This is a genomic window from Paractinoplanes atraurantiacus (assembly GCF_900215205.1).
In the GTDB taxonomy this organism is placed as follows: domain Bacteria; phylum Actinomycetota; class Actinomycetes; order Mycobacteriales; family Micromonosporaceae; genus Actinoplanes; species Actinoplanes atraurantiacus.
Map to the genome: position 1 here is coordinate 166,882 of NZ_OBDY01000007.1, position 24,317 is coordinate 191,198.

Consider the following 24,317-nt stretch of genomic DNA (forward strand, 5'->3'; position numbering starts at 1 on the left):
AAGACAAGATCGGCCGCGCAGGGCGCTCAGCTGCGACGATCCGGAAATTTCGCAATCGGGCGCCTCTGTCGCTTTTAGCGTGAATCATGGATAATGTCTCATATGCAGCAAAACCAAGACTTTCCGGTCAAGGAGCTCATCGACGACTTCCTGGCCGCCCGGGCCACGCGGAAGCCTTCGGTGCACACCTTGAAGGCGTACGAGCGGGACCTGGGTTTGATCGCCGGTTTGATCGGCGACGCGGGCGTCACTCTCAGTGACCTCTCCCCTCGTGCGCTGCGGGCCGCCTTCGCCAAGTTCGCCGGTGAGCGGGCCCCCGCCTCGGTCGCCCGGGCCTGGTCGTCGTGGAACGCGTTCTTCACGTTTCTGGTGACCGAGCAGGTGGTGGCGGGCAATCCCATGTCGGCCGTCGACAAGCCGCGGCTGGCCGCCCACTCCCCTAAGCCGCTGCGCGGTGAGGACACTCCTGAGCAGCTTCTCGACGCTGTCAGCCGGGCCGATGAGCGGCAGCGCCATCCGTGGCCGGAGCGGGATCTCGTCGTGCTGGCGCTGGCTCTGTGTGCCGGTTTGCGGCTGTCCGAGCTGCTGGCGTTGCGGATCGGCTCGGTAATGGGGCGTGACGGTGAGCGGTGGGTGGAGGTGGCCGGTAAGGGTGGCCGGCCTCGTAGTGTGCCGATCGAGCCGGAGCTGGACGCGGTCGTGGATCGGTATGTGGACAGCCGGCGGGTGCGGTTCGGGCGGGCCGACGCGGATGAGCCGATGCTGGTGGATCGGCGTGGGGCGCCGTTGCAGCGCGGTGGGCTGCAGTATCTGGTGCAGTCCTGCTACAAGCGGGCGGGGATCAATGATCGGGTGCCGCGGGGTGCTCAGTTGCATGCTTTGCGGCATACGTTCGCGACGCGGCTGGCCGAGGACGGTGCGAACGCGTCGGAGATCATGCGGTTGCTGGGGCATGCGTCGCTGGCGACGTCGCAGAACTACATCGAGGTGACGGCGGCGCAGCAGCGCGCGGCGGTGCGGGCTAATCGCACCAACCGCGCGCTGCGGGGGCTCGGGTGAGAAATCAGGCGACGGTCAGCGCTACCTCGACGTTGCCGCGGGTGGCGTTGGAGTACGGGCAGACCTGGTGGGCGGCCTCGAGCAGGGCGCGGGCCTGGTCTTCCTCGACGCCGGGGATCTCGGCTTCGATGCTGACGTTGAGGACGAAGCCGGGGCCGTCGGTCTTGGGGGCGACGCCGACGTCGATGGTGATGGCGGTGTCGGTGAGGGTGATCTTCTGGGCGCGGGCGACGAGTTTGAGGGCGCTGTGGAAGCAGGCGGCGTAGCCGGCGGCGAAGAGTTGCTCGGGGTTGGTGAGGGCGCCGCCGGGGCCGCCCATCTCCTTGGGGACGGCGAGGTCGAAGTCGAGGACGCCGTCGCTGGAGCGGACGTGTCCGTTGCGGCCGTCGCCGGTGGCGGTGGCGGAGGCGGTGTAGATCGCCGACATGTGGTGCCTTTCTCTCAGAGGGTGGTGGAGGCCCGGACTTTGCCGAGCAGGTGGTGCAGTTGGGCGAATTCGTCGTCGGTGAGGTCGACGGCGCAGGCGACCTGTGCGGGCAGGTCGGCTGCTTTGGTGCGCAGTGCTGATCCTTGCTCGGTGAGGTGGATGACGACGGTGCGTTCGTCTTCTGTCCCCCGCGTACGGCGGACGTGTCCCTGGTTTTCGAGTCTTTTGAGCAGTGGGGACAGGGTGCCGCTGTCGAGGTCGAGGATGGTGCCGAGCTCGCGGACGGTGGTGGGGCCGCGGTGCCAGAGCACGCGCAGGGCGAGGTATTGGGGGTAGGTCAGTCCGAGGGTGTCGAGCGTGGGCCGGTAGATGGCGGTCATGGCGCGGCTGGCGGCGTAGAGCTGGAAGCACACCATCTGCTCGAGTCCGGTGGGTTCGACCATGCGAGAAACGGTAGTGCGCAATTAAGTTGTGCGCAACTAGAAAGGGCGGCCACGCTGTGTGATCATCGGCGCGTGCCGGATATCCGTTTCGTACAGCTCTCCCCCGCCGCGCTGGCCGCTCTGGTCGACGGCGACCTGGAGACCGCCAGCGCCGAGGCGGGGCAGCCGCTGAGTCAGTACCTCGTGGACGAGGCCTGGCTGTGGCGGGTGCGCCTCGACGACATCGCCAAGAACCCGGAGGCCGCGCAGTGGATCGCGCGGGCCGCGGTCGTCGACGGCGTGGTGGTCGGTCACGGCGGTTTCCACGGGCCGCCGGACGCCGACGGGGTGGTCGAGGTGGCGTACTCGGTCGACCCGGAGCACCGCCGCCGGGGCTATGCCAAGGCGATGTTGCGGGCGCTGCTGGAGCGGGCGGCGGCGGAGCCGGGAGTGACGGCCGTACGGGCGAGCATCCGGCCCGACAACGTGGGGTCGAAGGCGACGATCGCCGGGTTCGGCTTCAAGAAGGTCGGCGAGCAGTGGGATCCGGAGGACGGCCTGGAGGACGTCTACCTACGGCCGGTCGAGGTGCACGAGCAGGGGTAGGTGGTCGGAGATGTCGGCGCGCGGGGTGGCGACCTGCACGACGCGACCCAGCGCGGGGAGATCGCGGGGGTGGGCCAGGATGTGGTCGAGCTGGGCTCGCGGGGAAAATGACGGAAATGTCGGCTTCGAGGCGAGAGAGCGCCAGCCGGTGACCGCTCGCACGGGTCGCGCCGGCATATTCAAGTCGCCCAGCAAGACGCGTGGCCCCGGCAACGTGCGGAGCGCCCGCACGGCATGTCGTAATTGTCGAATATTCCACCCCGGGACGAATGACAGGTGAGTGGTCGCGACCGTCAGAGCTCCCTGCGGAGTTTCCACAACAGCGGCCAGCAACACGCGCGGCTCGTCCTTCAGCAGCCGCAGCCCGTTCTCCGGGTCGTAGAGCGGTGACCGGATCGGCGCCGCCGGCAGCGCGGTGATCTGCCAGCGGGTCACGGGGAAACGGCTGACCAGGGCGATGCCGTACAGCGGATGGGCGTTGTCGTCGTCGCTGCGCCACGGCTGCCACTGCTCCCCCGGCGTGCCCACCACGGCGGCCGCGAAGCGGTGGACCGTGGCTCCCATGGCCTCGGCGGCCACGGCGGTCAGGTCGAGCAGGCCGCTGCGGGGCTGGGCCTTGTCGACCTCCTGCAGGCCCAGGACGTCGGCGTCGAGTCGTTCGACGGCGGCGGCGACGCGGTCGGCGTGTACCGTGCCGTCGGACAGTGATCGTCCGTGCAGCAGGTTGAAGGTGGCCAGGCGCACGATTACGAACCCTAGCCAACGAGGAGCCCGCGGTGTTCATCAAGATGCTCTGCTGCTCGATGATGATCTTTATCGCACTGGGGTCGTTCGGGATCTGGCTGCGGCGCCGGCGCGACAGATAATGCTGCGCATGAGTGACGATCTGATCGGCCGGCTGGAGCAGCAGGAACGCGACCTGGTGTTCACGCGTTTCGACAACACCGACGCGTGGCGCCTGGGCAGTCTGCTCGTGGCGAAGGCGACCGGGAAAGACCTGCCGGTGGCGATCGACATCCGCCGGGGCACGCAGCAGCTGTTCCACGCGGCGCTGCCGGGCAGTGTCGCCGACAACGACACGTGGATCGATCGCAAGGTGCGGGTGGTGCAGCGGTACGGGGCGTCGTCGTACCTGGTGGGCCGCCGGCTGGCCGCGAAGGGTCAGCAGCTGGACGCGGGCATGGGGGTGGAGCCGGCCCTGTACGCGGCGCACGGCGGGGCGTTCCCGATCCGGATCAAGGATGTCGGTGTGGTCGGTGTGGTGACCGTTTCCGGTCTGCCGCAGGCCGACGATCACGCCCTGGTGGTCGAGGCCGTCCGGGAGTTCCTTTCGCTCTGAGCGATGAAACCTTCCCCTGCCGAGGGCCGGGTGGGCAGAGTCGCGGTTCATGAAGGTCTTGGTTCTTGGGGGTACGGGGTTCGCGGGGCGAGCGGTCGCCGAGGAGGCCGCCCGCCGCGGCGACGAGGTGACGCTGTTCAACCGGGGGCGGCGCGGCGATGCCTCGCTGGTCGGCGACCGGCTCGCTCCGGCTGGGTTGAGCGCGCTGGAGTCGGGCGAGTGGGACGCGGTGGTCGACACGTGGTCGGCCGAGGGTGAGGCGGTGCGGCGCACGGCGGAGCTGCTGCGCGGGCGGGCCGGGCATTACACGTACGTCTCGAGCCGCTCGGTTTATCGGTGGCTGGCGCCGGGTCCGCTGACCGAGGCGGCGCCGCTGGTCGATCAGAGCGAGCAGGGGTACGCCGGGGACAAGCTGCGCGGTGAGATCGGTGCGGCCGCGTTCGGCGGGCCGGTGCTGCTGGCCCGGGCCGGGCTGATCCTGGGCCCGTACGAGGATGTCGGGCGGCTGCCGTGGTGGCTCAACCGGATCGCCCGCGGCGGGCCGGCGCTCGCCCCGGGGCCGCGGGAGCTGCCGTTGCAGTTGATCGACGTGCGGGATCTGGCCGCGTTCGTGCTCGACGCGGCCGCCCGGCGGCTGGACGGGCCGTTCAACGTGGTCAGCGAGCCCGGGCACACCACGATGGGTGAGCTGCTCGATCTCGCGAACGAGGCCACCGGCGGGAACGCCGAGCTGCGCTGGACCGACCCCGAGGTGATCGTGAAGAAGGGGGTGGAGCCGTGGACGCAGCTGCCGATCTGGTTCCCGCCGGGCCCGGAGCACGAGTTCATGAACACTGCCGGCGTGGGCAAGGCGGTGGGCGCCGGGTTGCGCTGCCGGCCCGTACGGGAAACCGTCTTTGACACGTGGTCCTGGCTGCAGAGCCTCGGGCAGCAGGCGCCGCAGCGCGACGACCGGCCCCGGGTGGGCCTGGACCCGGCCGTCGAGCGGGAGTTACTCGCCGAGCAGTGAGGCCAGGCGGGCCGCGCCGACGTTGCCGCCGGAGACGATGACGCCGATGCGGGCCGGCGGCGGGTCGAGGCGCCCGGCGAGCAGTGCGGCCAGGCCGCTGGCCCCGCTGGGCTCCATGACCTGCTTGAGGCGGTCGACGGCGAAGCGCAGGGCGTCGCGCAGCTCGTCGTCGCTGACCAGCACGATGCGGTCGACGAGATCTTTGTTGATGGAGAAGGTGAGCTCGCCGGGTACGGGGGCGGCCTGCCCGTCGGCGATGGTGCGCGGCACGGGAATGGTGACCCGCTCCCCCGCCTCCAGGGACCGTTTGGTGTCGTCGCCCTCGGCCGGTTCGACGCCGATGACCTCGATGCCGGGGTGCAGGCCCTTGGCGGCGACGGCGCTGCCGGCGATCAGCCCGCCCCCGCCGACCGGCACGACGATCGCGTCGAGCGGGCCGGCCTCGTCGAGCAGTTCGAGGGCGGCGGTGCCCTGCCCGGCGATGACGTGCGGGTGCTCGTAGGGCGGGATCAGGGCCAGTCCGCGGTCCTCGGCGAGCTTGTTGCCGATGGCGACCCGGTCCTCGCTGTACCGGTCGTAGGTGATGATCTCGGCGCCGTACTCGCGGACCGCGTCGAGTTTCGAGGCCGGGGTGTCGGCCGGCATGATGATCACGGCGGTGGAACCGAGCTCACGGGCGGACAGGGCGACGGCCTGCGCGTGGTTGCCCGACGAGTAGGCGGCGATGCCCCGGGCCAGCTGCTCCGGCGACAGTTGGGCGATGGCGTTGTAGGCGCCGCGGAACTTGAACGCGCCGATGCGCTGCAGGTTCTCCGCCTTCAGGAACACTTCGGCGCCGACGCGGGCGTCCAGCGTCCGCGAGTGGATGACCGGGGTGCGGTGGGCGACCCCGTCGATGCGCTTGGCGGCTTCGCGGATGTCCTGCAAGGTGAGCATGACGCCGATCTTAGTGACCGGGTGAAAAACGGTTGAACTGCCGATACCCGACTGCCCGGCGGACCGTGGCCGCCGTAGGGTCCGCTCGTGGACTACCGGTTCCTGCTCGCCGACCGCGGCACCCGCGAGGAGTTCCTGGCCCGCTACGACGAGCTGGCCGCGACCTTCGCCGCCGGGCGCGGCGGCCCGGAAGCGCTGGAGGGTGGCGTCTCCTTCGGTGACCCGGCCGAGGCGGTCAAGGTGGTCACCGAGGGGGTGGACGCGCCGCTCGACCCGGGCATGGAGGCCATCATCGAGCGGTTCACCCGGCCCGTGCAACTGGTGCAGCACGGCTCGTTCCGGCCCCCGGCCGACGGGTTCCCGCAGGCCGAGCTGGTGATCGGCGAGCTCGAGCAGGCGCGGGCGCCGCTGGAGTCGGCCATTCCCAGCTCCGGGCGGGTCGACCTGCGCAACCACCGCAAGACCTGGGCCGGCACCGGCTGGGTGGTCGGCGACCGGCTGGTGGTGACCAACCGGCACGTGGCCGAGGAGTTCGCCCGCCCCGACGGCGCCGGTTTCGTGTTCCGCGAGCCGGTGCGCGGGCGGCGGGCGCAGGCCACCATGGACTGGCGGCAGGAACACGACATCACCGCCGAGTCCCGGTTCCGGGTCGAGCGGGTGCTGTGGATCGAGCCGGAACCGTCGCACGACGTGGCTCTGCTGCGGGTCACCGAGACCGGCGAGGACGGCGAGCCGTGCCCGCCGCCGATCGGCCTGCTCAGCGCCGACGAGCTCGACGGGCTCGGCGTCGGCGGCTGGATCGGGGTGATCGGCTACCCGGCCCGCGACAGCCGCAACGACCTCGGCGACCAGCAGCGGCTCTTCGACGGGATCTTCGACGTCAAACGGCTGGCCCCGGGCCGGATCACCGGACTGCACCCGGCGATGGTGCGGCACGACGCGACCACGCTCGGCGGCAACTCCGGCTCGGCGCTGGTCGACTTCCGCACCGGCAAGGCGGCCGCCCTGCACTTCGGTGGCATCCAGGGCGACGCGAACTGCGCGGTGCCGGCTCCCGCCCTCGCCCGCATCATCGCCGAGCGTGCGAGCTGACCCATGGACGTCGCCGACAGAAGACTGATCAGCCTGCTGGGCCGCGCCTACCCGAGCCGGGAGGCGATGCTCGCCCTGGCCCGGGCGGCCGGGCCGGCGGTGGACGCGCAGGACGACTGGCCGTCGCTGCTGCGGCGGGCACGTGACGGCGGACGGTACGCGGCGCTGCTGGCCGACGTGCTCTACGACCCGGCCAGCAGCCAGTTCCACCAGCCGCTGCTCGGCCTGCTCGGCGCCGACCGTGACGCGGTGCTGGCCGCCGGCCTGGTACGCCACGGGCTGCCCGCCGACCCGGGAACGCGCCAGGCGCTGCTGGAGTCGCTGTCCACGGCACCGGACCCGGGCCTGCAGGCCAACCTCGCGCCGCCGGCCGGGATCAACGACCCGATGACGTACGCGAACGCCGTCGCCGACGCCGTGCGGCGGGTGGCCCGCATCGAGGTCGACGGGCGGCCCGCCGGCACCGGCATGCTGGTCGGGCCCGACCTGGTGCTGACCGCCGCGCACGTGCTCGACGCGTCGGCGTTCCCGCCGCCCGGATCGCCGAGCGTGGTCGCGGTGTTCGACTTCGTCCGCACCCCCGGGGCCAGCGAGTCCGAGACCGGCACCCGGGTGCCGGTCGCCGAATTCCTGTGCGGGAGCCTGCCGTCGGCTCAGGAGGCCGCCGGGACCGCGGCCAACAACGACCCGGGCCCCGACCGTCTCGATTTCGCCCTGCTGCGCCTGTCGTCCCCGCCGCCGGCGGCGGTCACCGCGGCCGGCCCGGCCGAGCGCGGCCACTACCGGCTCGACCCGGCCGAGTACGCGTTCGCCTCGGCCCCGCTGCTGTTCATCGTCCAGCACCCGCTGGGCGCGTTCCAGGGCATGACGTTCCTGACCCAGCGGCCCGCCGTGCTCTTCGGCGGCCGCCGGATCAGCTACCTGGGCAACACCGCGCCGGGCTCGTCCGGATCACCGGTGCTCGACATCAGCGGCCGGCTCGTCGCCCTGCACCACTACGCGGCCACCGGCAGCAACCGCGGCGTGCCCATCGCCCCGATCGCGGCCGCCCTGCTCGCCAACGGCTTCGGAGAACTGTTCGGCACCGGCGGCGGCCCGGCCGCGCCCGTACGCCCCGGCACCGACCCGTTCCGGGTCACCCGCATCGCGCGGCAGCCCTACGTCGACCGCAACCGGCTGCGCGGCACCATCGCCGAGCTGTGCAGCGGCGACAGCCCGATCCTGGTCGTCAGCGGCCAGCGCCGCACGGGCGTGTCCTACACGTACCGGCTGCTCGCCTACGGCGCCAGTCGCTGGGACACCCACCCACCGCTGCGCACACTCGTGCCCGGCGGCCTCGCCGTGGTGCCGCTCGACCTGCGGCAGTACGCCGAGACCGACCCCGGGCAGCGGCTGGACCGGCTGATCCCGCACGTGGCCCAGCTGCTCGGCCTGCACAGGGCCGGCGAGCAGTTCGCGCAGGAAGCCCGCAACGTGGTCAGCCTGGGCCTGTGGATCAGGAGCGGGCTGCGCGGCTCGGCCAAGCAGTGGTGGATCTTCGTCGACGGTGTCGACGACCCGGCCGAGTCGTGCCCCGGCCCGGTGGCCGAGCTGATCTCGGAGATGCTGCGGCTGGCCGACGACCCGCAGGTGCCGCTGCGGGTCGTGCTGGGCGGGGCCGGCGCGGCCGAGGTGGCCGAGACGGTGTTCCCGGTCGGCACCTTCGCGCTCGACACCGTCAACGGGCTGTCGCGGGCCGATGTGCAGGCCTGGCTGCGGGACCGGGTGGCCGAGGAAGGCGGCGCCGCCGACGACGCCCGGCTCGGCGCCGAACTGGACAAGCTCTACCCGGCGGACGCGCCGCTGCCGATCGACCTGATCGCGGCCAGCCTGCCCGCGATCGTGCAGCGGCTGACACCCGGACAGACGCCATGAGCGCCGAGCCCACCGCGGCCGGGCCGCTGGCCGACGCGGAACGCCGCGCGATCCTCGCCGGCCGGCCGCTGACCACCCGCCTGGCGATCTGCGGCAGTTTCCCGCGCGACTACGTCGCCGGTCATCCGGACGGCCCGGAGACGATCCGGCTGCTCTGCGAACAGCTGCGCACCCCCGGCGACGAACCGCACTACCTGCTCGCCGAGGAACCCCGCGTGCACGCCCTCGCCGGCCTGCTACGCCGCGGCGGGCTCGGCGAGCTGGCCGGACTTCGTCTCAGGACCCGAACGCCGCGACGCGGCCCGCTCCAACGGATGCTGGACGCCTTCGCCTTCAACAATCAGCCGCCGTTGCAGCGACGCACCGAGGAGGAGCTGATCGCGTCGCTCACCGTGACGCGCTGGTTCGTCGAGGCGATCGCGCTGGCCGGGCGCAGCCGCCAGATCACTGTCGCTCCGAGCCGCGACGAGATCGAAGGGCACCTCGCGGTGCTCGAGCTGACCCGCGCGGCCCGCCGGCTGACCGCCGAGGGTTTCGTGGGCCGCGAGAGCGAGCTCGGCGTCCTGCACGAGTATCGCGGGGCCCCGGGCGGCGGGAGTCTGGCCGACGACCCGGCCCTGGTCGTCTCCGGCGTCGGTGGCGCCGGCAAGTCCACGCTGATCAGCCAGTTCGTGCTGGACATGGTGCGCCAACCGGCGGCCGAGCCGTTCGGCTGGGCCTACCTCGACCTGGACCGGCCGACCCTGGCCTCCTACGAACCGGCCGTGCTGCTGCGCGAGGTCATCCGCCAGGTCGGCGTGCAACATCCCGGCCAACTGCGGGCCTTCCGCTACCTGGAGACCACCTCGGTGCAGCGCTCGGCCGGCGCCGGCCTGGAATCGTACGGCGGCGACACCTCCTGGCACGTGCTGGCCGACGAGTTCGCCGACCAGCTGCGACGGGCCGGCATCACCCGCGTGGTCGTCGTGCTCGACACCTTCGAACAACTGGAACGGTCCCGGCACGCCGACGAGCTCTGCTACGAGCTGTTCGCGAAACTCGCCACCCTCGTGCCCGCCCTGCGGCTGGTGGTCTCCGGCCGGGCACCGGCCCGCGTCTTCACCGACCCGGCCCGCCCCGACCGGCACCTGAGCGTCGGGCCGTTCTCCGGCACCGACGCGGTGCGGCTGCTCGGCGTCCTGACCCGCCGCGAAGCCGAACGCACCGGCCGGCCGGCCCCGGAGCCCGACCCGGCCGCCGCGGCCCGCATCGCCGAACTGGTCGGCGGGCTCCCGCTGACCCTGCGCCTGGCCGCCCGGGTGCTCGTGGGCGAAGGACCGGACGCGGTCACCGACGCGGTGCGCCGCGCCACCACCCTGGACAAGGTCCGCACCGAGTTCATCCGCGGCTTCCTCTACCGGCGGATCCTCGACCAGATCCCCGACGGCGCCTCCGGCGCCCCGCTGAGCCGCATCGCCCGGCTCTGTCTAGTGCTGCGCCAGATCACCCCCGACCTGCTCGAGCAGATCGTGCTGCCCGAACTCGGCCTGGCCGGCTTCTCCGGCGCGCAGCTGTTCGACGAGCTCGCCGGCGAATCGGGCCTGTTCGACCGCGACGGCGACACGTTCCGCCTGCGCTGGGAGGTCCGCGAGCCGGCGCTGGCCGCCCTGCGCTACGAGGACCGCGACCTGGTCGAGCGCCTGCACCGGCGGGCCCGGGACTACTTCGCCGCCGGCGGCGGCCTGGAATGGGCCTATCACCACCTGGCCGTGGACGACCCGGACGTGAACGCGATGCCGTCCGCCGTGCTGCGCCGGCTCGAACCGTCGCTGGGCGACCTGCCACCGGCCACCGCCGACGCCGTCCGGCACCGCCTCGCCGCCGGCGACGTCAGCTCCGCCGCCGAACAGCTGAGCGTGTGGGAACGGCGCGTGCTGCCGCAGGTGGAGGAGGCGCTGCGCTCGGGCGAACTCGACCAGGCCCGGCGCCTGCTGGCCGAACGGGCCGAACGCAGCCCGGCCAGCCCGCTGCACCGGGCCGAGTCGCGCCTGCACGAGAGCGAAGGCGACCTTCCCCAGGCGATCGCGAGCGCGGAGTCGGAACTGTCGGCCGCGCGGCGGGCCACCGACGCGCGGCGGTACGCGGCCGCGGCGATCCACCTGGCCGCCCTGCACGAAAAAGCCGGCGACCCGGACGCCGCCATCGCGGCCCTGAACGACGCGGAGAAACACGACCTGCTGGCCGGGGCACCCGCGGTCCGGCTCGAAGTCCTGCTCAACCGGGTCAACGTCGGCGAGCGGCGCCGGCGCGACGACGAGGACACCCGGTGGCTGCTGGAACTCGACGCCCGGGCCCTGCTGCAACGCCTGCACGACCGCGGCGACCGCCTCGGATCGGCGCTGCTGCGGCTGCTGGCCGCCGCGCTGGGCCGTGACGACCCCGACCGGGTCATCCAGGCCGCCGCCGTGGTCGGCCTGGGCCACGACGAGGACCCGCAGCGGGTCCGGAAACTCATCGACGCCGTGGTCGCCTGGGACCGGGCCCAGGAGCCACCGGGCGCCCTGGCGCGGGCCATCGTGCTCAGCCGGCGCACCTACGACGACCTCGGCGACGCCTGGACCTACGCGCTGGCCGGCACGGGCACCGACGCCGGCCCGGTGCTGGAGCAGCTGTGGCAGCGCCAACCGCCGCCACCCGTGCGGGAGGCGCTGCGCGAGGTCTATCTGTGGTGGGGACTGCCCACGACATCCCCACGGTCAGTGCCGCAAGAACGGGACCTCGCCGACATCCTTGCCAGCGCCTACCCGCGCAGCAGTCACCTGCGCAGGATCGCCGACATCGCCGGGATGCGCCCGGCCATGATCCTCTGGGAACAGCCGCCACGTGCGGTCGCCCGTGACGTGATCGAACAAGCTTCCCGTGAAGGCCGGCTGTCCCTGCTGATCAGTGCCATTCTGAACGACGACTCGGTGCGTTCCCTTCATCCGCGGTTGCGCGCCCTCGTCGGCGAGCAATGGTTGCGAGAACACGAACTCACAGAGCCGCCGTGAGGTCGACCTCCACCAGCTGCCCCTGATAGCCCAGTGACGCCACCCCGAGCAGGGTGCTGGCCGTGGTGAACGCGGCGGCCAGCGGTGACGCGTTGAGCTGCTGCCACACGGCGGCCAGCACGGCGCTGTCCGGGCTGACCACGTAGACGATCGAGCGGACCACGTCCGACGGCTTCGCGCCGGCCGCCTCCAGCACCTCCAGGCAGTTGGTGATCACCTGGGCGGTCTGCGCCACGTAGTCGCCGGGCTCGCCGACCACGGCCCCGGACAGGTCGAGCGGGCACTGCCCGGCCAGATGGGCCAGCCGGCCCGCCTCGGAGACGGTGATGTGGCTGTAGCCGGCCGGCTCGTGCACGGTGGGCGGATTCGACCTCTCGATCATCGGCACATCTAAGCGCAGCCCGGTCAGGCCGCCGCGAGCAGGCCCTGGGCCGTGGTGGCGCGCAGGCGGGTCGTCATGGTGGAGCGGGCGCCGATCTGCGCCGCGTAGACGGCACGGCGGCGGGCCACGGCACCGCCCGCGGCGGCGCCGTTGTCCTTCTGCTCCATGTGCGTCGACAGGCCGTCCTTGAGCAGGGCCAGCGCCTCGGTGCGCAGCTGCGAGACGCGCGACTCGGTGACACCGAGCTCGGCGGCGACCTCCGACAGCGGGCGCTCGCGCAGGAACGAGGCCTCCACGACGAAGCGCAGCCGCTCGGGCAGCACCGCCACCGCGTCGTGCAGGTAGCCGATGCGCTCGCGGTGCAGCAGCATCTCCTCCGGGTTCAGGGCGGTCTCGGTGACCATGTCCTCGGCCGTGCCGGCGGCGAAGCCCTGCAGCGACAGGACGGCCGCGCGCTGCACGTCGTCGTCGATGGTGGCCAGCTCGGAGACGGCCACACCGAGCAGCTCGGCCAGCTCCAGGTCGCTGGGGGTACGGCCGAGCTGGGCGGTCAGCTCCTGGCGGGCCTGCTGGGCGCGGCGGGCCCGGGCCCGTACCGACCGGCTGGCCCAGTCCATGCCGCGCAGCTCGTCGAGCAGGGCGCCGCGCACACGGGCGGCGGCGAAACGGCCGAACGGGACACCCCGGCTCCGCTCGTACGCCTTCGCGGCGGTGACCAGGGCGGCGTAGCCGGCCGAGGCGAGGTCGTCGCGGTGCACGTGGGCGGGAACCTTGAACAGCATCTCGCGGACCATGTGGCCGACCAGGGCCATGTTGTCGCGGATCAGGGTCTCCTGGGCGCGGCTGACGGTCGTGATGGTCGAGCTGTTCATGGTGGTTCCCCCCTGTCGTTGCTGACGGGGAGAACTTTTTCGGCCTACGGGTGCAACGAAAGGCCACTTACGGTTGCCGCTCGGTTGCACTCAGAATTTCTTCTCAAGTGAGCAGCCAGCCGTTCTCCACGGCCAGCCGGACCGCCTCGGCCCGGGTCCGGGCGCCGGTCTTCCCGATCGCCGAGGACAGGTGATTACGGACCGTCCCGTCGGAAAGATGCAGCTCACGGGCTATGTCGGCGACCGTGCCGCCGTCGCGGGCGGCCCGCAGCACCTGGGTCTCGCGGTCGGTCAGCGGCGAATCGCCCTGGGCCAGGGACTGCGCGGCCAGGGCCGGGTCGACCACCCGCAGCCCGTCGTGCACGCGGCGGACCGCGTCGGCCAGCTGCCGGGCCGGGGTGTCCTTGACGATGAACCCGCCCGCCCCGGCCGCCATCGCCTGGCGCAGATAGCCGGCCCGGCCGAACGTGGTCACCATCAGCACCCGGCAGCCGGGGCGGGCCGCGCGCAGGGCCCGGCAGGCGGCGATGCCGTCCAGGCCGGGCATCTCCACGTCCAGCAGGGCCACGTCCGGCTCGTGGGCGAGCGCCGCCGCCACGACCTCGTCGCCGCGGCCGACCTCGGCCACCACCTTCAGATCGTTCTCCATGTCGAGCAGGGCCGCCATCGCCCCGCGCACGAGAGCCTGATCGTCGGCGAGCAACAACTTGATCATGTCGGTACCTCCACACGGACCCGGAAGCCGGGATGATCTTCGCGGCGGCCGGCGGTGAACGTCGCGCCCGCCGCCTCGGCCCGCCGGCGCAGCCCGGCCAGGCCCTGCCCGCCGCCGTTGGTCTCGGAGACGGGGCCGTCGTCGAGGATCTCGACGCTGCCGGGGCCGACCCGCACCTGGGCGTGGGTGGCGTGGCTGTGCCGCACGATGTTGGTGACCGCCTCCCGGATCGTCCAGGCGAACAGCTCCCGGTTGCGGCTGGGCACCTCGTCGGCCACCCCGGGCAGCTCCGCCTCCACGTTCGCCGCGGCCAGGGCCTCCCGGGCGGCGGCGATCTCCCCGGGCAGGGAGATGCCGCGCATGCCCATCGCCGTGGCCCGCACATCGGCCAGGGCGTCACGGGACAGTGCTTCGAGGTCGCGCAGCTCGGCCCGGGCCTTCTCCACGTCGACGTCGAGCAGCCGCTGGGCCAGCTCGGCCTTGACCGCGACCACGGTCAGCGAATGGCCGAGGATGTCGTGCAGGTCGGCCGCGATGCGGGCCCGCTCGTTCTGCACGGCCAGCTCGGCCAGTTCGCTCTGCGCCGCCACCAGGCGGTTCTGCCGGTCGGTGGCGATCCGGATGCCGTAGGTGGCGAACGAGCCGAGCAGCACGGCCAGGCCGTAGCCGTTGTCGTGCCAGCCCGGCACCACCGGCGGCAGGATCTCGGCCAGCGCGAACAACGCCGCCGCCAGCGGCACCGCCTGTTTCAGCGGCAGGCTCACCATGGCCAGCGCGGCCACGTAGACCAGGCAGGTCAGCGCGTGGTTGCCGGCGCCGGGTACCTGCAAGGCGAACAGCGCCAGCAGCAGGATCAGACCGAGCCACATCTGGCGGACGAACCCCGGCGGCTGCACGTTGTCACGCCGCGCGGTGCGGGCCTGCGCGGCCAGCGCGACGTATCCGACGGCGAACAGCAGCACCGCGACCAGCCCGGCGTAGCGCCACCACAGGTCGGGCGTCTCCAGCAGCGCCTTGACGTTCTCGGTGAGGTAGAACAGCCAGACAGCGGCGAACAGGGCACCGTAACGGAACCGGCCGCTCTCCCTCGTCACTGTCATGGCTGTGAACCTACCGCCGCTCAGACCCGGGCCGTGTCGCGGCGGAACCGCCACATCGCGCCGGCCGCGAACAGCGCCGTCCACACGATCACGTTCAGCGCGGCCAGCCACAGGTTCCCGTCGTGGGTCAGCGGATAGCGGGCCAGCTCGCCCACCCCGTACACCGGGGTGAACTTCGCGATCGTCGCGAACGTGCTGCCGAGCTGGTCGACCGGCACGAACAGCCCACCGGCGAACGACAGCACCGCCAGCGCCGGGCCGAGGATCTGCATGACGTTCTCGCTGGGCAGCAGGTAGCCCATGAACAAGCCGAACGCGGCGAACACGAGCGCGCACACCCAGGCCAGCAGCCCGCACAGGATCCAGGCCGAGACCGGCAGCTGCGCCCCCGAGACGGCGCCGACCGCGAAGGCCACGGCCACCGACACCGCGCCGATGATCATCGCGAGGACGATCTTGGTGGCGATGTAGGCGTACGGGCGCAGCGGGGTCAGCCGCAGCTGCCGGCTCCACCCGGCGGCCCGCTCGATCGAGACCATCGCGCCGCCGCTGGTGGTGGCCAGCATCGCCCCGTACACGGCCATGCTGACCAGCACGTAGCCGGTGAGGTTGCCGCCACCGACCTGTTCGGTCTTGTAGTCGGCGCTGGTGCCGAAGAGCAGGAAGAACGCGGCCGGGAAGATCAGCGTGAAGATGACGGTGCGCTTGTTGCGGGCCAGCCGCCGCAACTCCAGCTTGATCATCCCGAGGGAGAAGCCCCCGAAACGAGGCAACGATCTGGTCATAACAGTCATTTCGACACCTCGTCCGCGGTCAGAGCCAGGAAAGCGTCTTCCAGGTTGCGGCTCGTGATCTCCAGATCCCGGGCCGCCGTACGGGTCAGCAGATACCGGGCGATCTCGTCGCTGTCCCGGCCGTGCAGGAAGATCGTCTCGCCGCGGACCTCGGCCTTGTCCACCCCCGCGACCGCCAGGAGCTCGGCCTCGACTGCGCCCGGGAGCGTCGCCCGGACCGTACGGCCGGAAGCAAGGGCTTTGACCTCCGACGCCGTGCCGTCGGCGACGACCCGGCCCCGGCGCACGAACACCACCCGGTCCGCGTACGCGTCGGCCTCCTCCAGATAGTGCGTGGCGAAGATGACCGTGCGGCCGCGGCTGGTGTCCTCCCGGATGGCCGACCAGAACTCGTGCCGGCCGGCCACGTCCATGCCGGTCGTCGGCTCGTCCAGGATCAGCAGCTCCGGGTCGGGCAGCAACGCCATCGCGAACCGCAGCCGCTGCTGCTGCCCGCCCGAGCACTTGCCCACCAGGCGCTTGCCGACCTCGGTCAGCCCGGCCCGCTCCAGCGCCGCCTCCGCGTCGGCACGGGAACGGCCGAACAGCACCGCCGTCAACCGCACCGTCTCCTCGACGGTGTAGTCCTTGAGCAGGGCGCCGGTCTGCATGACGGCCGAGACCAGGCCCAGCTCGACCGCCTCGTGCGGAGCCCGCCCGTAGACGCGGACCGTTCCCTCGGTGGGCCGCTGCAATCCCAGCAGCATGTCCACCGTCGTGGTCTTGCCGGCCCCGTTCGGGCCCAGCAGCGCGACCACCTCGCCCGGCCGGATGGTCAGGCTGATGCCGTCGACGGCGGTGACCGCACCGAAGCGCTTGATGACACCGTCGAGCTCGACCGCGGCCGGCGCGGTCGTCAGTTCAGGTGAAGCCGTGAGGGTCATGCCACTCATCGTCGGCCCGCCCGGACGCCGGCGGCTGGGCCGCCCGTCACCGACCGGCCATGACATCCGTCATCGCAGGAGTCCACAATGTCGCGATGGAACCGACCCACAGCGCCCTGATCCTGGCCGTCGGCGAGGCCGAACCGGTCGTCGCCGCGCACCGCGAACGCCTCGACGCCGCCGCGAGCTGGGGCGTGCCCGCCCACATCACCGTGCTCTACCCGTTCCTGCCGCCCGCCGAGATCGACGAGCACGTGCTGACCGCGCTGACCGGCGTCGCCGCGTCGGTGCCGGCCTTCTTCTGCACTCTCGAGCGCGTCGACTGGTTCGGCGACAACGTGGTCTGGCTCGCCCCGGCGCCGGCGACGCCGATCGTCACCCTCACTGCCGCCGTCACGGCCCGATTCCCCGAGATTCTGCCGTACGGCGGGGAGTTCACCGACATCGTGCCCCACCTGACGATCGGGCACGACCACCCCCGCGAGGTCCTGGAAGCGGCCGCCGCCGACATCACCGCGCACCTGCCGATCCACGCCCGGGTCTCCTCGCTGCGGCTGATCGCCGGACGACCTTCACCGGGCCCGGGCTGGCAGAACTTGGCCGAGTTCCCGCTGGGCTGATAATGCGTTGCCGCCGGTCACCGGCCGCAGAAGGATCGACGGCATGCGACCTGAGATCCTCGACTACTACGAGCTCGGCGGCGAGACCGACCGGCTCGGCGCCGGCACCGGCCGGCTCGAGTTCCTGCGCACCTTCGACGTGCTGCACCGCGAACTGCCACCCGCGCCGGCCTCGATCCTCGACGTCGGCGGCGCCACCGGCGTCTACGCCGAACCGCTGGCCGCCGCCGGCTACCACGTGCACGTCATCGACCCCGTCCCGTCGCATGTGCGCGACGCCGCGGCCCGCCCCGGCGTCACCGCCCAGGCCGGCGACGCCCGCGACCTGCCCGCCGCCGACGCCAGCGTGGACGCGGTCTTGCTGTTCGGCCCGCTCTACCACCTGCTCGACTTCGACGAGCGGCTCACCGCCTGGCGGGAAGCGGCCCGGGTCGTGCGCCCCGGCGGCGTCGTCATCGCCGCCACCATCAGCCGCTACGCGTCGCTGTTCGACGGCTTCGTCAAGAACTACGCCCTCGACCCGCGCTTCCGGCCGCGCGTCGACCGGGTCCTCGACGACGGCCGGCAGGAAGCCGTCGGCGAGCTCGGCAACGGCTGGTTCACCAGCTCCTACCTGCACCACCCGTCCGAACCACCGGCCGAAGCGGTCGCCGCCGGCCTGACCGTGCGCCGGCGCGTCGGCCTGGAGGGCCCGATGGCCATGCTCGGCCCCCGCCTGCACGAGATCCTGGCCGACCCGGCCGAGACCGAGCTGATGCTCGAGATGCTGCGCACCGTCGAGGAGGAGCCGAGCCTGCTCGGCATCAGCAACCACCTGCTCACGATCGCGGTGCGCCCCTGACTTCAGGGACCTTCCGGGCGTTGTGGCACACTCCCGCCGTGGGTGACGAGGGAGGCGGGCTGCAGGCCCGCGCACTGATCGCCGCCGATGGCGGCGAGTGGTCCGGACTGCTGTTCGACAACTCGGTCGTGGGCCTGGAACCGGCCCTGACCTGGACGCTGCGCATCCCGTTCGCGCCCGTCGGCGGCGACCCGGTGCTGCTCGAGATCGAATGGCTGCCCGACACCGCCGCCGGCTGGCAGCGCCTCGCCGGACTGCACGTCTCCAGCGGCTCGTTCGCCGAACCGGCCGAAGCGGTGATCCACCACCACGGGCACCACCGCTACGACCGCGTCGACGTGCAGGTCACCGCCCAGGACGGCCCGCTGATCACCGCTTCGGTGGCGCTGGCGGGCGACGTGGACGCGCTCGGGCCCGGCGAGATCACCTGCACCGCCGCGCTGCGGTTCACCGGCATCGACGTACAGCTGCAAGGGGTCTCCAACGCCACCGAGGCGCTGCAAAGACTGGCCGGGCACACCGACACCACGGGCTTGATCGAAATCGACGACCCGCGAGGCATCGCCTTCCGCTTCGGCCCCGGTTAGCGTGAATCATGGCAGACGCAGTGGTCATCCCCGGAGGACGCTACGGCCCGGCCGCGGGCCTGCTCGCCTACGCCGGAACCGTCCCCGAGAAACGCGGCGCCACCGCCCACGCCCACGAGTGGAGCACCACCCCGCCGCCGCTGCACAGTCAAGAGATCGAGGCTTGGGTACGCGACCAGGTGAGCCCCGTGCTCGACGGTCTGGGCGGCCCGGCCCTGCTCATCGGCAAGTCCCTGGGCAGCAACGCCGCCCGCGTCGCGGCCGACCGCGGCCTTCCCGCCGTCTGGCTCACCCCGCTGCTGCACTGCCCGTGGATCGTCGAGGCCCTCGGCCGGGCCACCGCGCCGTGCCTGCTCGTCGGCGGCACCGCCGACAAACACTGGGACAGCGCCACCGCCCGGCGCCTGAGCCCGTACGTGGTCGAGATCCCCACCGCCGACCACGGCATGTTCGTCCCCGGCCCGCTGACCGACTCGATCGCCGTGCTGGCCCGCATCGTCGTGGCCGTCGAGGAGTTCCTCGACGAAATCCAGTGGCCCTGAGGATGCCCGCTGGGCATACTTCACCGTCATGAGCCGCACCATCAGGGTCACCGTGCGTGGCAGCTTCGACAACCTGACCGACGCCCAGCTGGCCGAGCTGGTCGCCGCCCAGGGCGCCCACGACTTCCTGCACACGCAGTACACCCCCGAGGGCCATTTGACGTACGACCTGCCCGCGCGGCCGTTCTTCACCTTCCGCTTCGCCGAGCAGGCCGCCGACGACGCCGACGTGCCCAAGGCGGCCGCCCGAGCCGAGGCCAAGGCCGCCTCGTGGATGGCCGCCCGCGGCTATGCGATCAAGAAGGTCACGTCCCAGACGGTCGACGTCGCGGAAATCCCCCTGGGCAAACGCGGGAAGCGCGAGGCCGCCCGCAAAGGCTGACCCTTGGTCAGGCGGCCGCTGCGGGACGCTCGGCGATCAGCCGGGTCACCAAGGGGCGTAACGCGAGGGCCCGCGCGCGGCGCCAGGCCGCGATCGGCAGGACCACGTCCCGGACCGTCGCCGACCGGAAACGCCACATGCCGGCCAGGCCGACCACGAACCGCGACGCCTCCGGCGGCAGGTCCTGCAGCAGCCGGTAGGCGCGGTCGGTGGCGACGTGCGGGCCCGCTTCGTGGCCGCTGGCGACCACGTCGGCGGCCAGCTGGGCCAGGTCGATCCAGGCGGCGCCGGCCGAGGCGTACGCCCAATCAAGCAGTGTCGCCTCTTCGCCCCGCGCCGTGTTGTCGACCCGGATGTCACGGTGCACCAGGGCGTTCCCGGCCGTCCAGCCCTCCCAGCCGGCCACCATCGCCGCCGCCGGTTCAAGGTGCTCGCGTTCCCAAGCGTCCTCAGCGCCGACCTCCAGCATCCGCTCCGAGCCGCCCTCGCCGTCGGCCTTCAGCATTCGCTCCCAGCCGTCGAAACCGAAAAGCCGCTGGGCGACCGGGGCGAAGGCTGCCGGGGCCTGATGGCCGCTGGTCGTGCGGCACGCCCGCGCCACCGCCTCGATGGACGCATCGGTCCACAACGCGCCGCCGGCACCCTCGGCCCACGTGGTCACGAGCGCCACCCACGGCCCGCACTCGACGGTGGCCAGCCGCCGCGGCGCCGGCACCGAAACCGGCAGCTCGTCCAGGATCGCCGACTCCCGCCGCACCATCGCATGGTTGTGCGCCCGCACCCGAGCCGACTCCGCCTTGACGAACACCCGCCGCCCATCGGCCAGCCGCAACCCCACAGCCGGCCCCGGCGACATACCACCGCGCAGATCCCAGTGACCGGCCGCCGCCGACCCGAGCGCCCGCGCCACCCCGGCCCGCAGCGCCTCGGGCGTGCTTGCCCAGGCCGCCCTCACCGGCCGACCTGACGAAGATCGATCATGTAGAACAGCAGAGTCCCCCGCTCGTCCCGCTCCACCCGGTCGACCCGCAACCCCAGCCCTTCCACGATCCGCCGCTTCGCCGCGTTACCGGGCCGGATGGACGACCAGACCCGCCCGAGCCCCGCTGCCCGGCACTCGCCGAGCACGGCCCGGGCCGCCTCCGAGGCGTACCCCCGCCCCCGATGCGACCGCCCGATCAGATAGCCGATCTCCGGCTCGGCCGCCCCGGTACGTCCCGTCAACATCCCGCAGTTCCCGACGAGCACCCCACTCTCGGCGTCCCCGCACGGCGTACCAGCACAGCCCGTACTCCCGCTGGGCGACGCCCCGCCGCTGAATCCACCTCTCGGTCTGCGCCAGTGCGGTGAACGGCCCACCCCCGATCGTGTGCGTCAGCGGATCAGAGAACAGCTCGTGCAGCTCCACGGCATCCGCTTGTTCGAACTGCCGCAGCCGCAGCCGCGGCGTCGTCAACGAGGTGCGCACCCGCGTCAGACCGGCGGTGTGGTTGCGTCGTGGTCGACGGCCGACGATTCCGGCCACGGGGCCGCGCCGGAACGCTGGCGTTCGTCGTCCAGGAGCCGTACGAGATTGGTCCATGCCTGTTCCCGCACCCGCTCCAGCGACGATTCGCCCACGCTGTGCCGGCCACCGGAGCCGCTCTGCCCCCGAAGAGGCGCGAGCATGTTGTTCTCGATCTGTTCGCGGTGGGTCCACGGCTTCCGGTCGCCCATCCGGAACTCGCCGGCCCACTCGGTGAACACGTGCACCTCGGGAGCGATCGCCTCAACGCGTCGCCACACAGCCTCGTTCCAAGGTCCGAGACCGGTCGTCTCCTCAAGGGCACGACGCTGCCAGGAAGCGAGGGCGGTGCTGATCGCACGGACGAGCTCGTCCCAGCGCCGCAGCAGTTCCTGAGGCTGCGCATGGTGGGGGTCACGGCCGAAGCCCACGGTGATCTGCACCGAGGGGCGGTCCCAGGCCAGATGAAAGCTCAGCCGCCGCCGTTCACCTTCGCCCCCGAGTGACACCCAACCGATCTCCAGCAGCTCCCACAACTCGTACCTGCTCATGCGCCACGGCAGCAGCGACGCGAACCGGCGCCAGACGGTGACAGCCGTGCCGTCGAACTCGACCCGGGCCCGATGCGTGTCGCACCTCAACGTCGAACCGCCCCGCACCATCATCGGCACCTTCTCCTGTTCGACCGCCGCACGCGTCGTCCTTTGGACCCGCTGTCGCGCCTGCACCTTGTGCCACTGTAGGCCCAGCCACACGGCAAACCGTTCGACGAGTTGACCGCGCAAGGGGTCCCACCTCCACGAAGAGGGCCGATGGTCCAGGTCTCGCCGGCACCCGAGGGGCAACACCCGCTCCTGGCGTAGCCACGCCGTTGCCTGCCCGAACAAGGCGGCAGCCGTACGCCCGGCGGATCTCCTACGAATGCTCGTACCCGACAGCGGCGGCGCGCGTCCTGAATCTCGCGCGCCGCCGCTCGCGAGACCCGCCGCCCAGAATTATCGGATTACTAATATTGGCAATCCGATAATCGAGTTAGAAGCAAGACGTGTCGACTTCTTCACGTTCCGTACTCATAGGATAATTACTGTTATCCTATGAGTCCTTAGCCTAGCCGTCCTTGGGCTCGACCTGAGGGTGAGCGGGCGATTGGGGCGACGGCGACTCGCTCACATCCAACCGATCGAGCGTCCGCCGGTGTCGCCAGTGGACAGACGGTCGCCACCCTCGCCGAGGACGGCGCGGCCGCGTTATCTGCCGCTGCCGCCGAGACTGGGCGCAAGCGGGTGGATGCGGTCTCGGCCTGCCTGCGTGCGCGGAAGGCCCGTGACGACGATGATCGGATCCGACCATTCGCTGACGGAGGAGTGCGCGAGATGACGATGCCGGCCGGCTCTGCCGTGACTCTCGCGCAGGCGCAGCCGGTGCTGGCTGACCGGGTCGCGCGGATCGCGGCCGCGGTGGCCCGGATGCCCGCGCTGCCTCCGGACGACGGCAGCCGGTACAGCCCGCGCCGGCTGACCGTCGCGTGGCTGCTGGAAGCCGAGTCGGTGCACACCGAGAAGGCCCACGACCGCGACCTCGACGTCTTCCTGCAGTGGTGCGGGCAGGAACGCCTCGATCCGCTCACCGCGCGGCCCACCGATCTGGCCCAGTTCCGGGTGTGGCGCGAACACGCGGCGGTGGACGGGAAGCCCGCCGCGGCCGCCACCGTCGCGCGCGCCCTGGCGTCGATCTCCAGTTGGTATGCCCATCTGGTGGCGAACACCGACGGCGGTGTCGTGCGTAATCCGGCCGCGGCGGTCAAGCGCCCACCGGTCAACCGGAACACCTCGACGACCGCCGGGCTCACCCTCGACGAGGTCGACGCGCTTCTGGCCGCCGCCGATCAGCAGGTCATCGACCGGGCCCCGGCCGCCGAGCGGAGCCTGACCGGCCGGATCAACCATCTGGCCGCGTTACGCGACCGGGCGCTGCTGCGGCTGCTGGCCGACCTCGGCCTGCGGATCAGTGAAGCCCTCGACCGTGACCTCGGCGATCTGAGCAACAACGCCGGGCACCGCACCGTCCGGTTCGTGGGCAAGGGCGGCGTACGCAGGGAACGGCCGCTCACCCCGCACGCCTTGCAAGCGCTCGACGAATACCTCGCCGTGCGCGCTGACGTGGCCGACCTGACCGGGCCGTTGTTCGCCACCACCGGAGTCAGCGGGAACGGCCGCCTGGCCGAGCCCAACGTGTTCATCACCATTCGCCGGCTCGCGAAGAAGGCGGGCATCCCGGCCGCGAACCGGCTCTCCCCGCACTCGCTGCGGCATGCGTTCGCCACCGGCGCCCGGGAAGCCGGTGTGCCCTTGGAAGACGTCCAGGACGCCATGGGCCACGCCGACCCGCGCACCACCCGCCGCTACGACCGCGACCGGCACAACCTCGACCGCGACCCCGCCTTCATCCTCGGCGCCCGCCGAGCCAGCCGCCGCACCTGACCCAGGGCCACGAGACGGGTATCGGGCCCCGGGCTTGAACGACAAGGAGAGGACGAGTGCTGGAGAACGACGGCGCCGGGCCGGTTCCGGGCGTGAGCGCGGACGGCTGGTTGGCTGATACCCGCAGGTCCTACGACACCGTTGCCGGCAGCTACGCCGATTTCGTTCGCGGGTCGCTGGAGCAGCAGCCGTATCTGCGTGCGGCGCTGGCGCTGTTCGCCGACCTGGTGCACACGGCCGGCGGCGGACCGGTGGCCGATGTGGGATGCGGGCCCGGGCACGTCACCGCCCGCCTGCGGCAGCTCGGCGTGGACGCCTTCGGCATCGACCTGTCGCCCGCGATGATCGACGTCGCCCGGCGGGACCACCCCGGCCTGCGGTTCGCGGTCGGCTCGATGACGGATCTGCCGCTCGCCGATGCTTCCGCCGCCGCCGTGCTCGCCTTCTGGTCGCTGATCCACGTCCCGGACGACGAGATCCCGGCCGTCTTCGGCCACTTCCACCGTGTGCTGCGCCCCGGCGGTCTGGTGCTGGCCGGGTTCCATGTCGGCGACGGGTCCCGGCTGAAGACGGAAGGCTACGGCGGCCATCCGATGAACGTGTACGTCCACCGCCGCCGGCCCGATCGGGTCGCGCATTGGCTGCGCGACGCCGGCTTCACGGTCGATGCGCAAATGGTCTTCGGCCCCGACGACAGCGTTCCGGGAGCCGTCATCATCGCCCACCGTTAGCCCCACGAAGG

Annotated in this window: 27 protein-coding genes and 1 pseudogene; 14 read left to right on the top strand and 14 right to left on the bottom strand. The window is 72.0% G+C overall.

The annotated features are described in order from the left end of the window. The first annotated feature begins 102 nt into the window (after positions 1 to 102). Positions 103 to 1,059: a tyrosine-type recombinase/integrase gene (locus CRP55_RS18600; protein WP_097321352.1), complete on the top strand. Its 957-nt coding sequence runs from the start codon at positions 103 to 105 to the stop codon at positions 1,057 to 1,059. A gap of 4 nt (positions 1,060 to 1,063) precedes the next feature. Here the strand turns inward: CRP55_RS18600 and CRP55_RS18605 are convergent, their stop codons facing one another. Both CRP55_RS18605 and CRP55_RS18610 read right to left on the bottom strand, forming a co-directional pair. Next, the gene (locus CRP55_RS18605) at positions 1,064 to 1,486 is read right to left on the bottom strand and encodes an organic hydroperoxide resistance protein (protein WP_097321353.1); all 423 of its coding nucleotides are present in this window, start codon (positions 1,484 to 1,486) and stop codon (positions 1,064 to 1,066) included. Positions 1,487 to 1,500: 14 nt separating this feature from the next. Next, positions 1,501 to 1,929 (bottom strand): MarR family winged helix-turn-helix transcriptional regulator, encoded by a 429-nt coding sequence (locus CRP55_RS18610; protein ID WP_097321354.1) that lies wholly within the window; start codon positions 1,927 to 1,929, stop codon positions 1,501 to 1,503. A 72-nt stretch (positions 1,930 to 2,001) separates the two neighbouring features. On the opposite strand from CRP55_RS18610, the gene CRP55_RS18615 reads away from it, so the two are divergent. Then, the gene (locus CRP55_RS18615; RefSeq protein WP_097321355.1) at positions 2,002 to 2,514 is read left to right on the top strand and encodes a GNAT family N-acetyltransferase; all 513 of its coding nucleotides are present in this window, start codon (positions 2,002 to 2,004) and stop codon (positions 2,512 to 2,514) included. Here the strand turns inward: CRP55_RS18615 and CRP55_RS18620 are convergent. Continuing rightward, a complete protein-coding gene (locus CRP55_RS18620; protein WP_097321356.1) occupies positions 2,482 to 3,258 on the bottom strand; it encodes an endonuclease/exonuclease/phosphatase family protein in 777 nt (258 codons plus the stop codon). The genes CRP55_RS18615 and CRP55_RS18620 overlap by 33 nt on opposite strands. Before the next feature lie 130 nt (positions 3,259 to 3,388). Between CRP55_RS18620 and CRP55_RS18625 the strand changes: the two genes are divergently transcribed. Continuing rightward, positions 3,389 to 3,853: a heme-degrading domain-containing protein gene (locus CRP55_RS18625; RefSeq protein WP_097321536.1), complete on the top strand. Its 465-nt coding sequence runs from the start codon at positions 3,389 to 3,391 to the stop codon at positions 3,851 to 3,853. Between the two features lie 49 nt (positions 3,854 to 3,902). After that, entirely contained in the window at positions 3,903 to 4,862 is a 960-nt protein-coding gene (locus CRP55_RS18630; RefSeq protein WP_097321357.1) for an NAD-dependent epimerase/dehydratase family protein, read from the top strand. Here the strand turns inward: CRP55_RS18630 and CRP55_RS18635 are convergent. Continuing rightward, positions 4,845 to 5,798, bottom strand: a complete 954-nt coding sequence (locus CRP55_RS18635) for a pyridoxal-phosphate dependent enzyme (protein ID WP_097321358.1) — start codon at positions 5,796 to 5,798, stop codon at positions 4,845 to 4,847. The genes CRP55_RS18630 and CRP55_RS18635 overlap by 18 nt on opposite strands. A gap of 87 nt (positions 5,799 to 5,885) precedes the next feature. Here CRP55_RS18635 and CRP55_RS18640 point away from each other — a divergent pair, with 87 nt between their 5' ends. From CRP55_RS18640 to CRP55_RS18650, 3 genes are read left to right on the top strand one after another with little or no spacing between them, the layout of a single operon-like run. Continuing rightward, positions 5,886 to 6,890: a trypsin-like serine peptidase gene (locus tag CRP55_RS18640; RefSeq protein ID WP_097321359.1), complete on the top strand. Its 1,005-nt coding sequence runs from the start codon at positions 5,886 to 5,888 to the stop codon at positions 6,888 to 6,890. A 3-nt stretch (positions 6,891 to 6,893) separates the two neighbouring features. Further along, on the top strand, positions 6,894 to 8,804 hold the full coding sequence (locus CRP55_RS18645; RefSeq protein WP_097321360.1) for a serine protease: 1,911 nt from the start codon (positions 6,894 to 6,896) through the stop codon (positions 8,802 to 8,804). Then, on the top strand, positions 8,801 to 11,833 hold the full coding sequence (locus CRP55_RS18650) for an AAA family ATPase (protein WP_097321361.1): 3,033 nt from the start codon (positions 8,801 to 8,803) through the stop codon (positions 11,831 to 11,833). The genes CRP55_RS18645 and CRP55_RS18650 overlap by 4 nt, the downstream gene beginning before the upstream one ends. Here the strand turns inward: CRP55_RS18650 and CRP55_RS18655 are convergent. The 6 genes from CRP55_RS18655 to CRP55_RS18680 form a co-directional block, all read right to left on the bottom strand. After that, on the bottom strand, positions 11,817 to 12,215 hold the full coding sequence (locus CRP55_RS18655; protein ID WP_097321362.1) for a RidA family protein: 399 nt from the start codon (positions 12,213 to 12,215) through the stop codon (positions 11,817 to 11,819). The genes CRP55_RS18650 and CRP55_RS18655 overlap by 17 nt on opposite strands. Before the next feature lie 23 nt (positions 12,216 to 12,238). Beyond that, the gene (locus tag CRP55_RS18660; RefSeq protein ID WP_097321363.1) at positions 12,239 to 13,087 is read right to left on the bottom strand and encodes a sigma-70 family RNA polymerase sigma factor; all 849 of its coding nucleotides are present in this window, start codon (positions 13,085 to 13,087) and stop codon (positions 12,239 to 12,241) included. 103 nt (positions 13,088 to 13,190) lie between these two features. Then, positions 13,191 to 13,802 carry a response regulator transcription factor gene (locus tag CRP55_RS18665; protein ID WP_097321364.1) on the bottom strand — a complete coding sequence of 204 codons (612 nt, stop codon included), beginning with the start codon at positions 13,800 to 13,802 and terminating at the stop codon, positions 13,191 to 13,193. Next, positions 13,799 to 14,902, bottom strand: coding sequence for a sensor histidine kinase (locus CRP55_RS18670; protein ID WP_097321365.1), 1,104 nt, complete (start codon positions 14,900 to 14,902; stop codon positions 13,799 to 13,801). The genes CRP55_RS18665 and CRP55_RS18670 overlap by 4 nt, the downstream gene beginning before the upstream one ends. Positions 14,903 to 14,922: 20 nt before the next feature. Next, positions 14,923 to 15,687, bottom strand: coding sequence for an ABC transporter permease (locus CRP55_RS18675; RefSeq protein WP_245923144.1), 765 nt, complete (start codon positions 15,685 to 15,687; stop codon positions 14,923 to 14,925). A gap of 5 nt (positions 15,688 to 15,692) precedes the next feature. Further along, on the bottom strand, positions 15,693 to 16,619 hold the full coding sequence (locus CRP55_RS18680) for an ABC transporter ATP-binding protein (RefSeq protein WP_218854620.1): 927 nt from the start codon (positions 16,617 to 16,619) through the stop codon (positions 15,693 to 15,695). A gap of 95 nt (positions 16,620 to 16,714) precedes the next feature. Between CRP55_RS18680 and CRP55_RS18685 the strand changes: the two genes are divergently transcribed. Genes CRP55_RS18685 through CRP55_RS18705 form a run of 5 tightly spaced genes read left to right on the top strand, consistent with a single transcriptional unit; the run spans position 16,715 to position 19,591 of the window. After that, positions 16,715 to 17,239, top strand: a complete 525-nt coding sequence (locus CRP55_RS18685; RefSeq protein ID WP_097321368.1) for a 2'-5' RNA ligase family protein — start codon at positions 16,715 to 16,717, stop codon at positions 17,237 to 17,239. Between the two features lie 43 nt (positions 17,240 to 17,282). Continuing rightward, complete coding sequence (locus tag CRP55_RS18690) at positions 17,283 to 18,080, top strand: class I SAM-dependent methyltransferase (RefSeq protein WP_097321369.1); 798 nt, start codon at positions 17,283 to 17,285, stop codon at positions 18,078 to 18,080. Between the two features lie 38 nt (positions 18,081 to 18,118). After that, positions 18,119 to 18,667, top strand: coding sequence for a hypothetical protein (locus CRP55_RS18695; protein WP_097321370.1), 549 nt, complete (start codon positions 18,119 to 18,121; stop codon positions 18,665 to 18,667). An 8-nt stretch (positions 18,668 to 18,675) separates the two neighbouring features. Further along, entirely contained in the window at positions 18,676 to 19,209 is a 534-nt protein-coding gene (locus tag CRP55_RS18700; RefSeq protein WP_097321371.1) for an alpha/beta fold hydrolase, read from the top strand. 28 nt (positions 19,210 to 19,237) lie between these two features. Further along, on the top strand, positions 19,238 to 19,591 hold the full coding sequence (locus CRP55_RS18705; protein ID WP_097321372.1) for a DUF6204 family protein: 354 nt from the start codon (positions 19,238 to 19,240) through the stop codon (positions 19,589 to 19,591). A 7-nt stretch (positions 19,592 to 19,598) separates the two neighbouring features. Here CRP55_RS18705 and CRP55_RS18710 read toward each other — a convergent pair whose 3' ends face one another. From CRP55_RS18710 to CRP55_RS18720, 4 genes and pseudogenes are all read right to left on the bottom strand, one after another. Continuing rightward, on the bottom strand, positions 19,599 to 20,546 hold the full coding sequence (locus tag CRP55_RS18710) for a phosphotransferase family protein (RefSeq protein ID WP_143234713.1): 948 nt from the start codon (positions 20,544 to 20,546) through the stop codon (positions 19,599 to 19,601). Next, entirely contained in the window at positions 20,543 to 20,950 is a 408-nt protein-coding gene (locus tag CRP55_RS55680; RefSeq protein WP_342751551.1) for a GNAT family N-acetyltransferase, read from the bottom strand. The genes CRP55_RS18710 and CRP55_RS55680 overlap by 4 nt, the downstream gene beginning before the upstream one ends. Beyond that, positions 20,871 to 21,173 (bottom strand): annotated as a pseudogene (locus CRP55_RS56235) (GNAT family N-acetyltransferase); the annotation flags it as partial. The pseudogene CRP55_RS56235 and the gene CRP55_RS55680, both read right to left, overlap by 80 nt. Continuing rightward, positions 21,065 to 21,823: a hypothetical protein gene (locus tag CRP55_RS18720; protein ID WP_143234719.1), complete on the bottom strand. Its 759-nt coding sequence runs from the start codon at positions 21,821 to 21,823 to the stop codon at positions 21,065 to 21,067. The pseudogene CRP55_RS56235 and the gene CRP55_RS18720, both read right to left, overlap by 109 nt. 645 nt (positions 21,824 to 22,468) lie before the next feature. On the opposite strand from CRP55_RS18720, the gene CRP55_RS18725 reads away from it, so the two are divergent. Further along, positions 22,469 to 23,575, top strand: coding sequence for a tyrosine-type recombinase/integrase (locus CRP55_RS18725; RefSeq protein ID WP_245923146.1), 1,107 nt, complete (start codon positions 22,469 to 22,471; stop codon positions 23,573 to 23,575). A 56-nt stretch (positions 23,576 to 23,631) separates the two neighbouring features. Then, positions 23,632 to 24,306, top strand: coding sequence for a class I SAM-dependent DNA methyltransferase (locus CRP55_RS18730; protein ID WP_245923148.1), 675 nt, complete (start codon positions 23,632 to 23,634; stop codon positions 24,304 to 24,306). Positions 24,307 to 24,317: the final 11 nt, after the last annotated feature.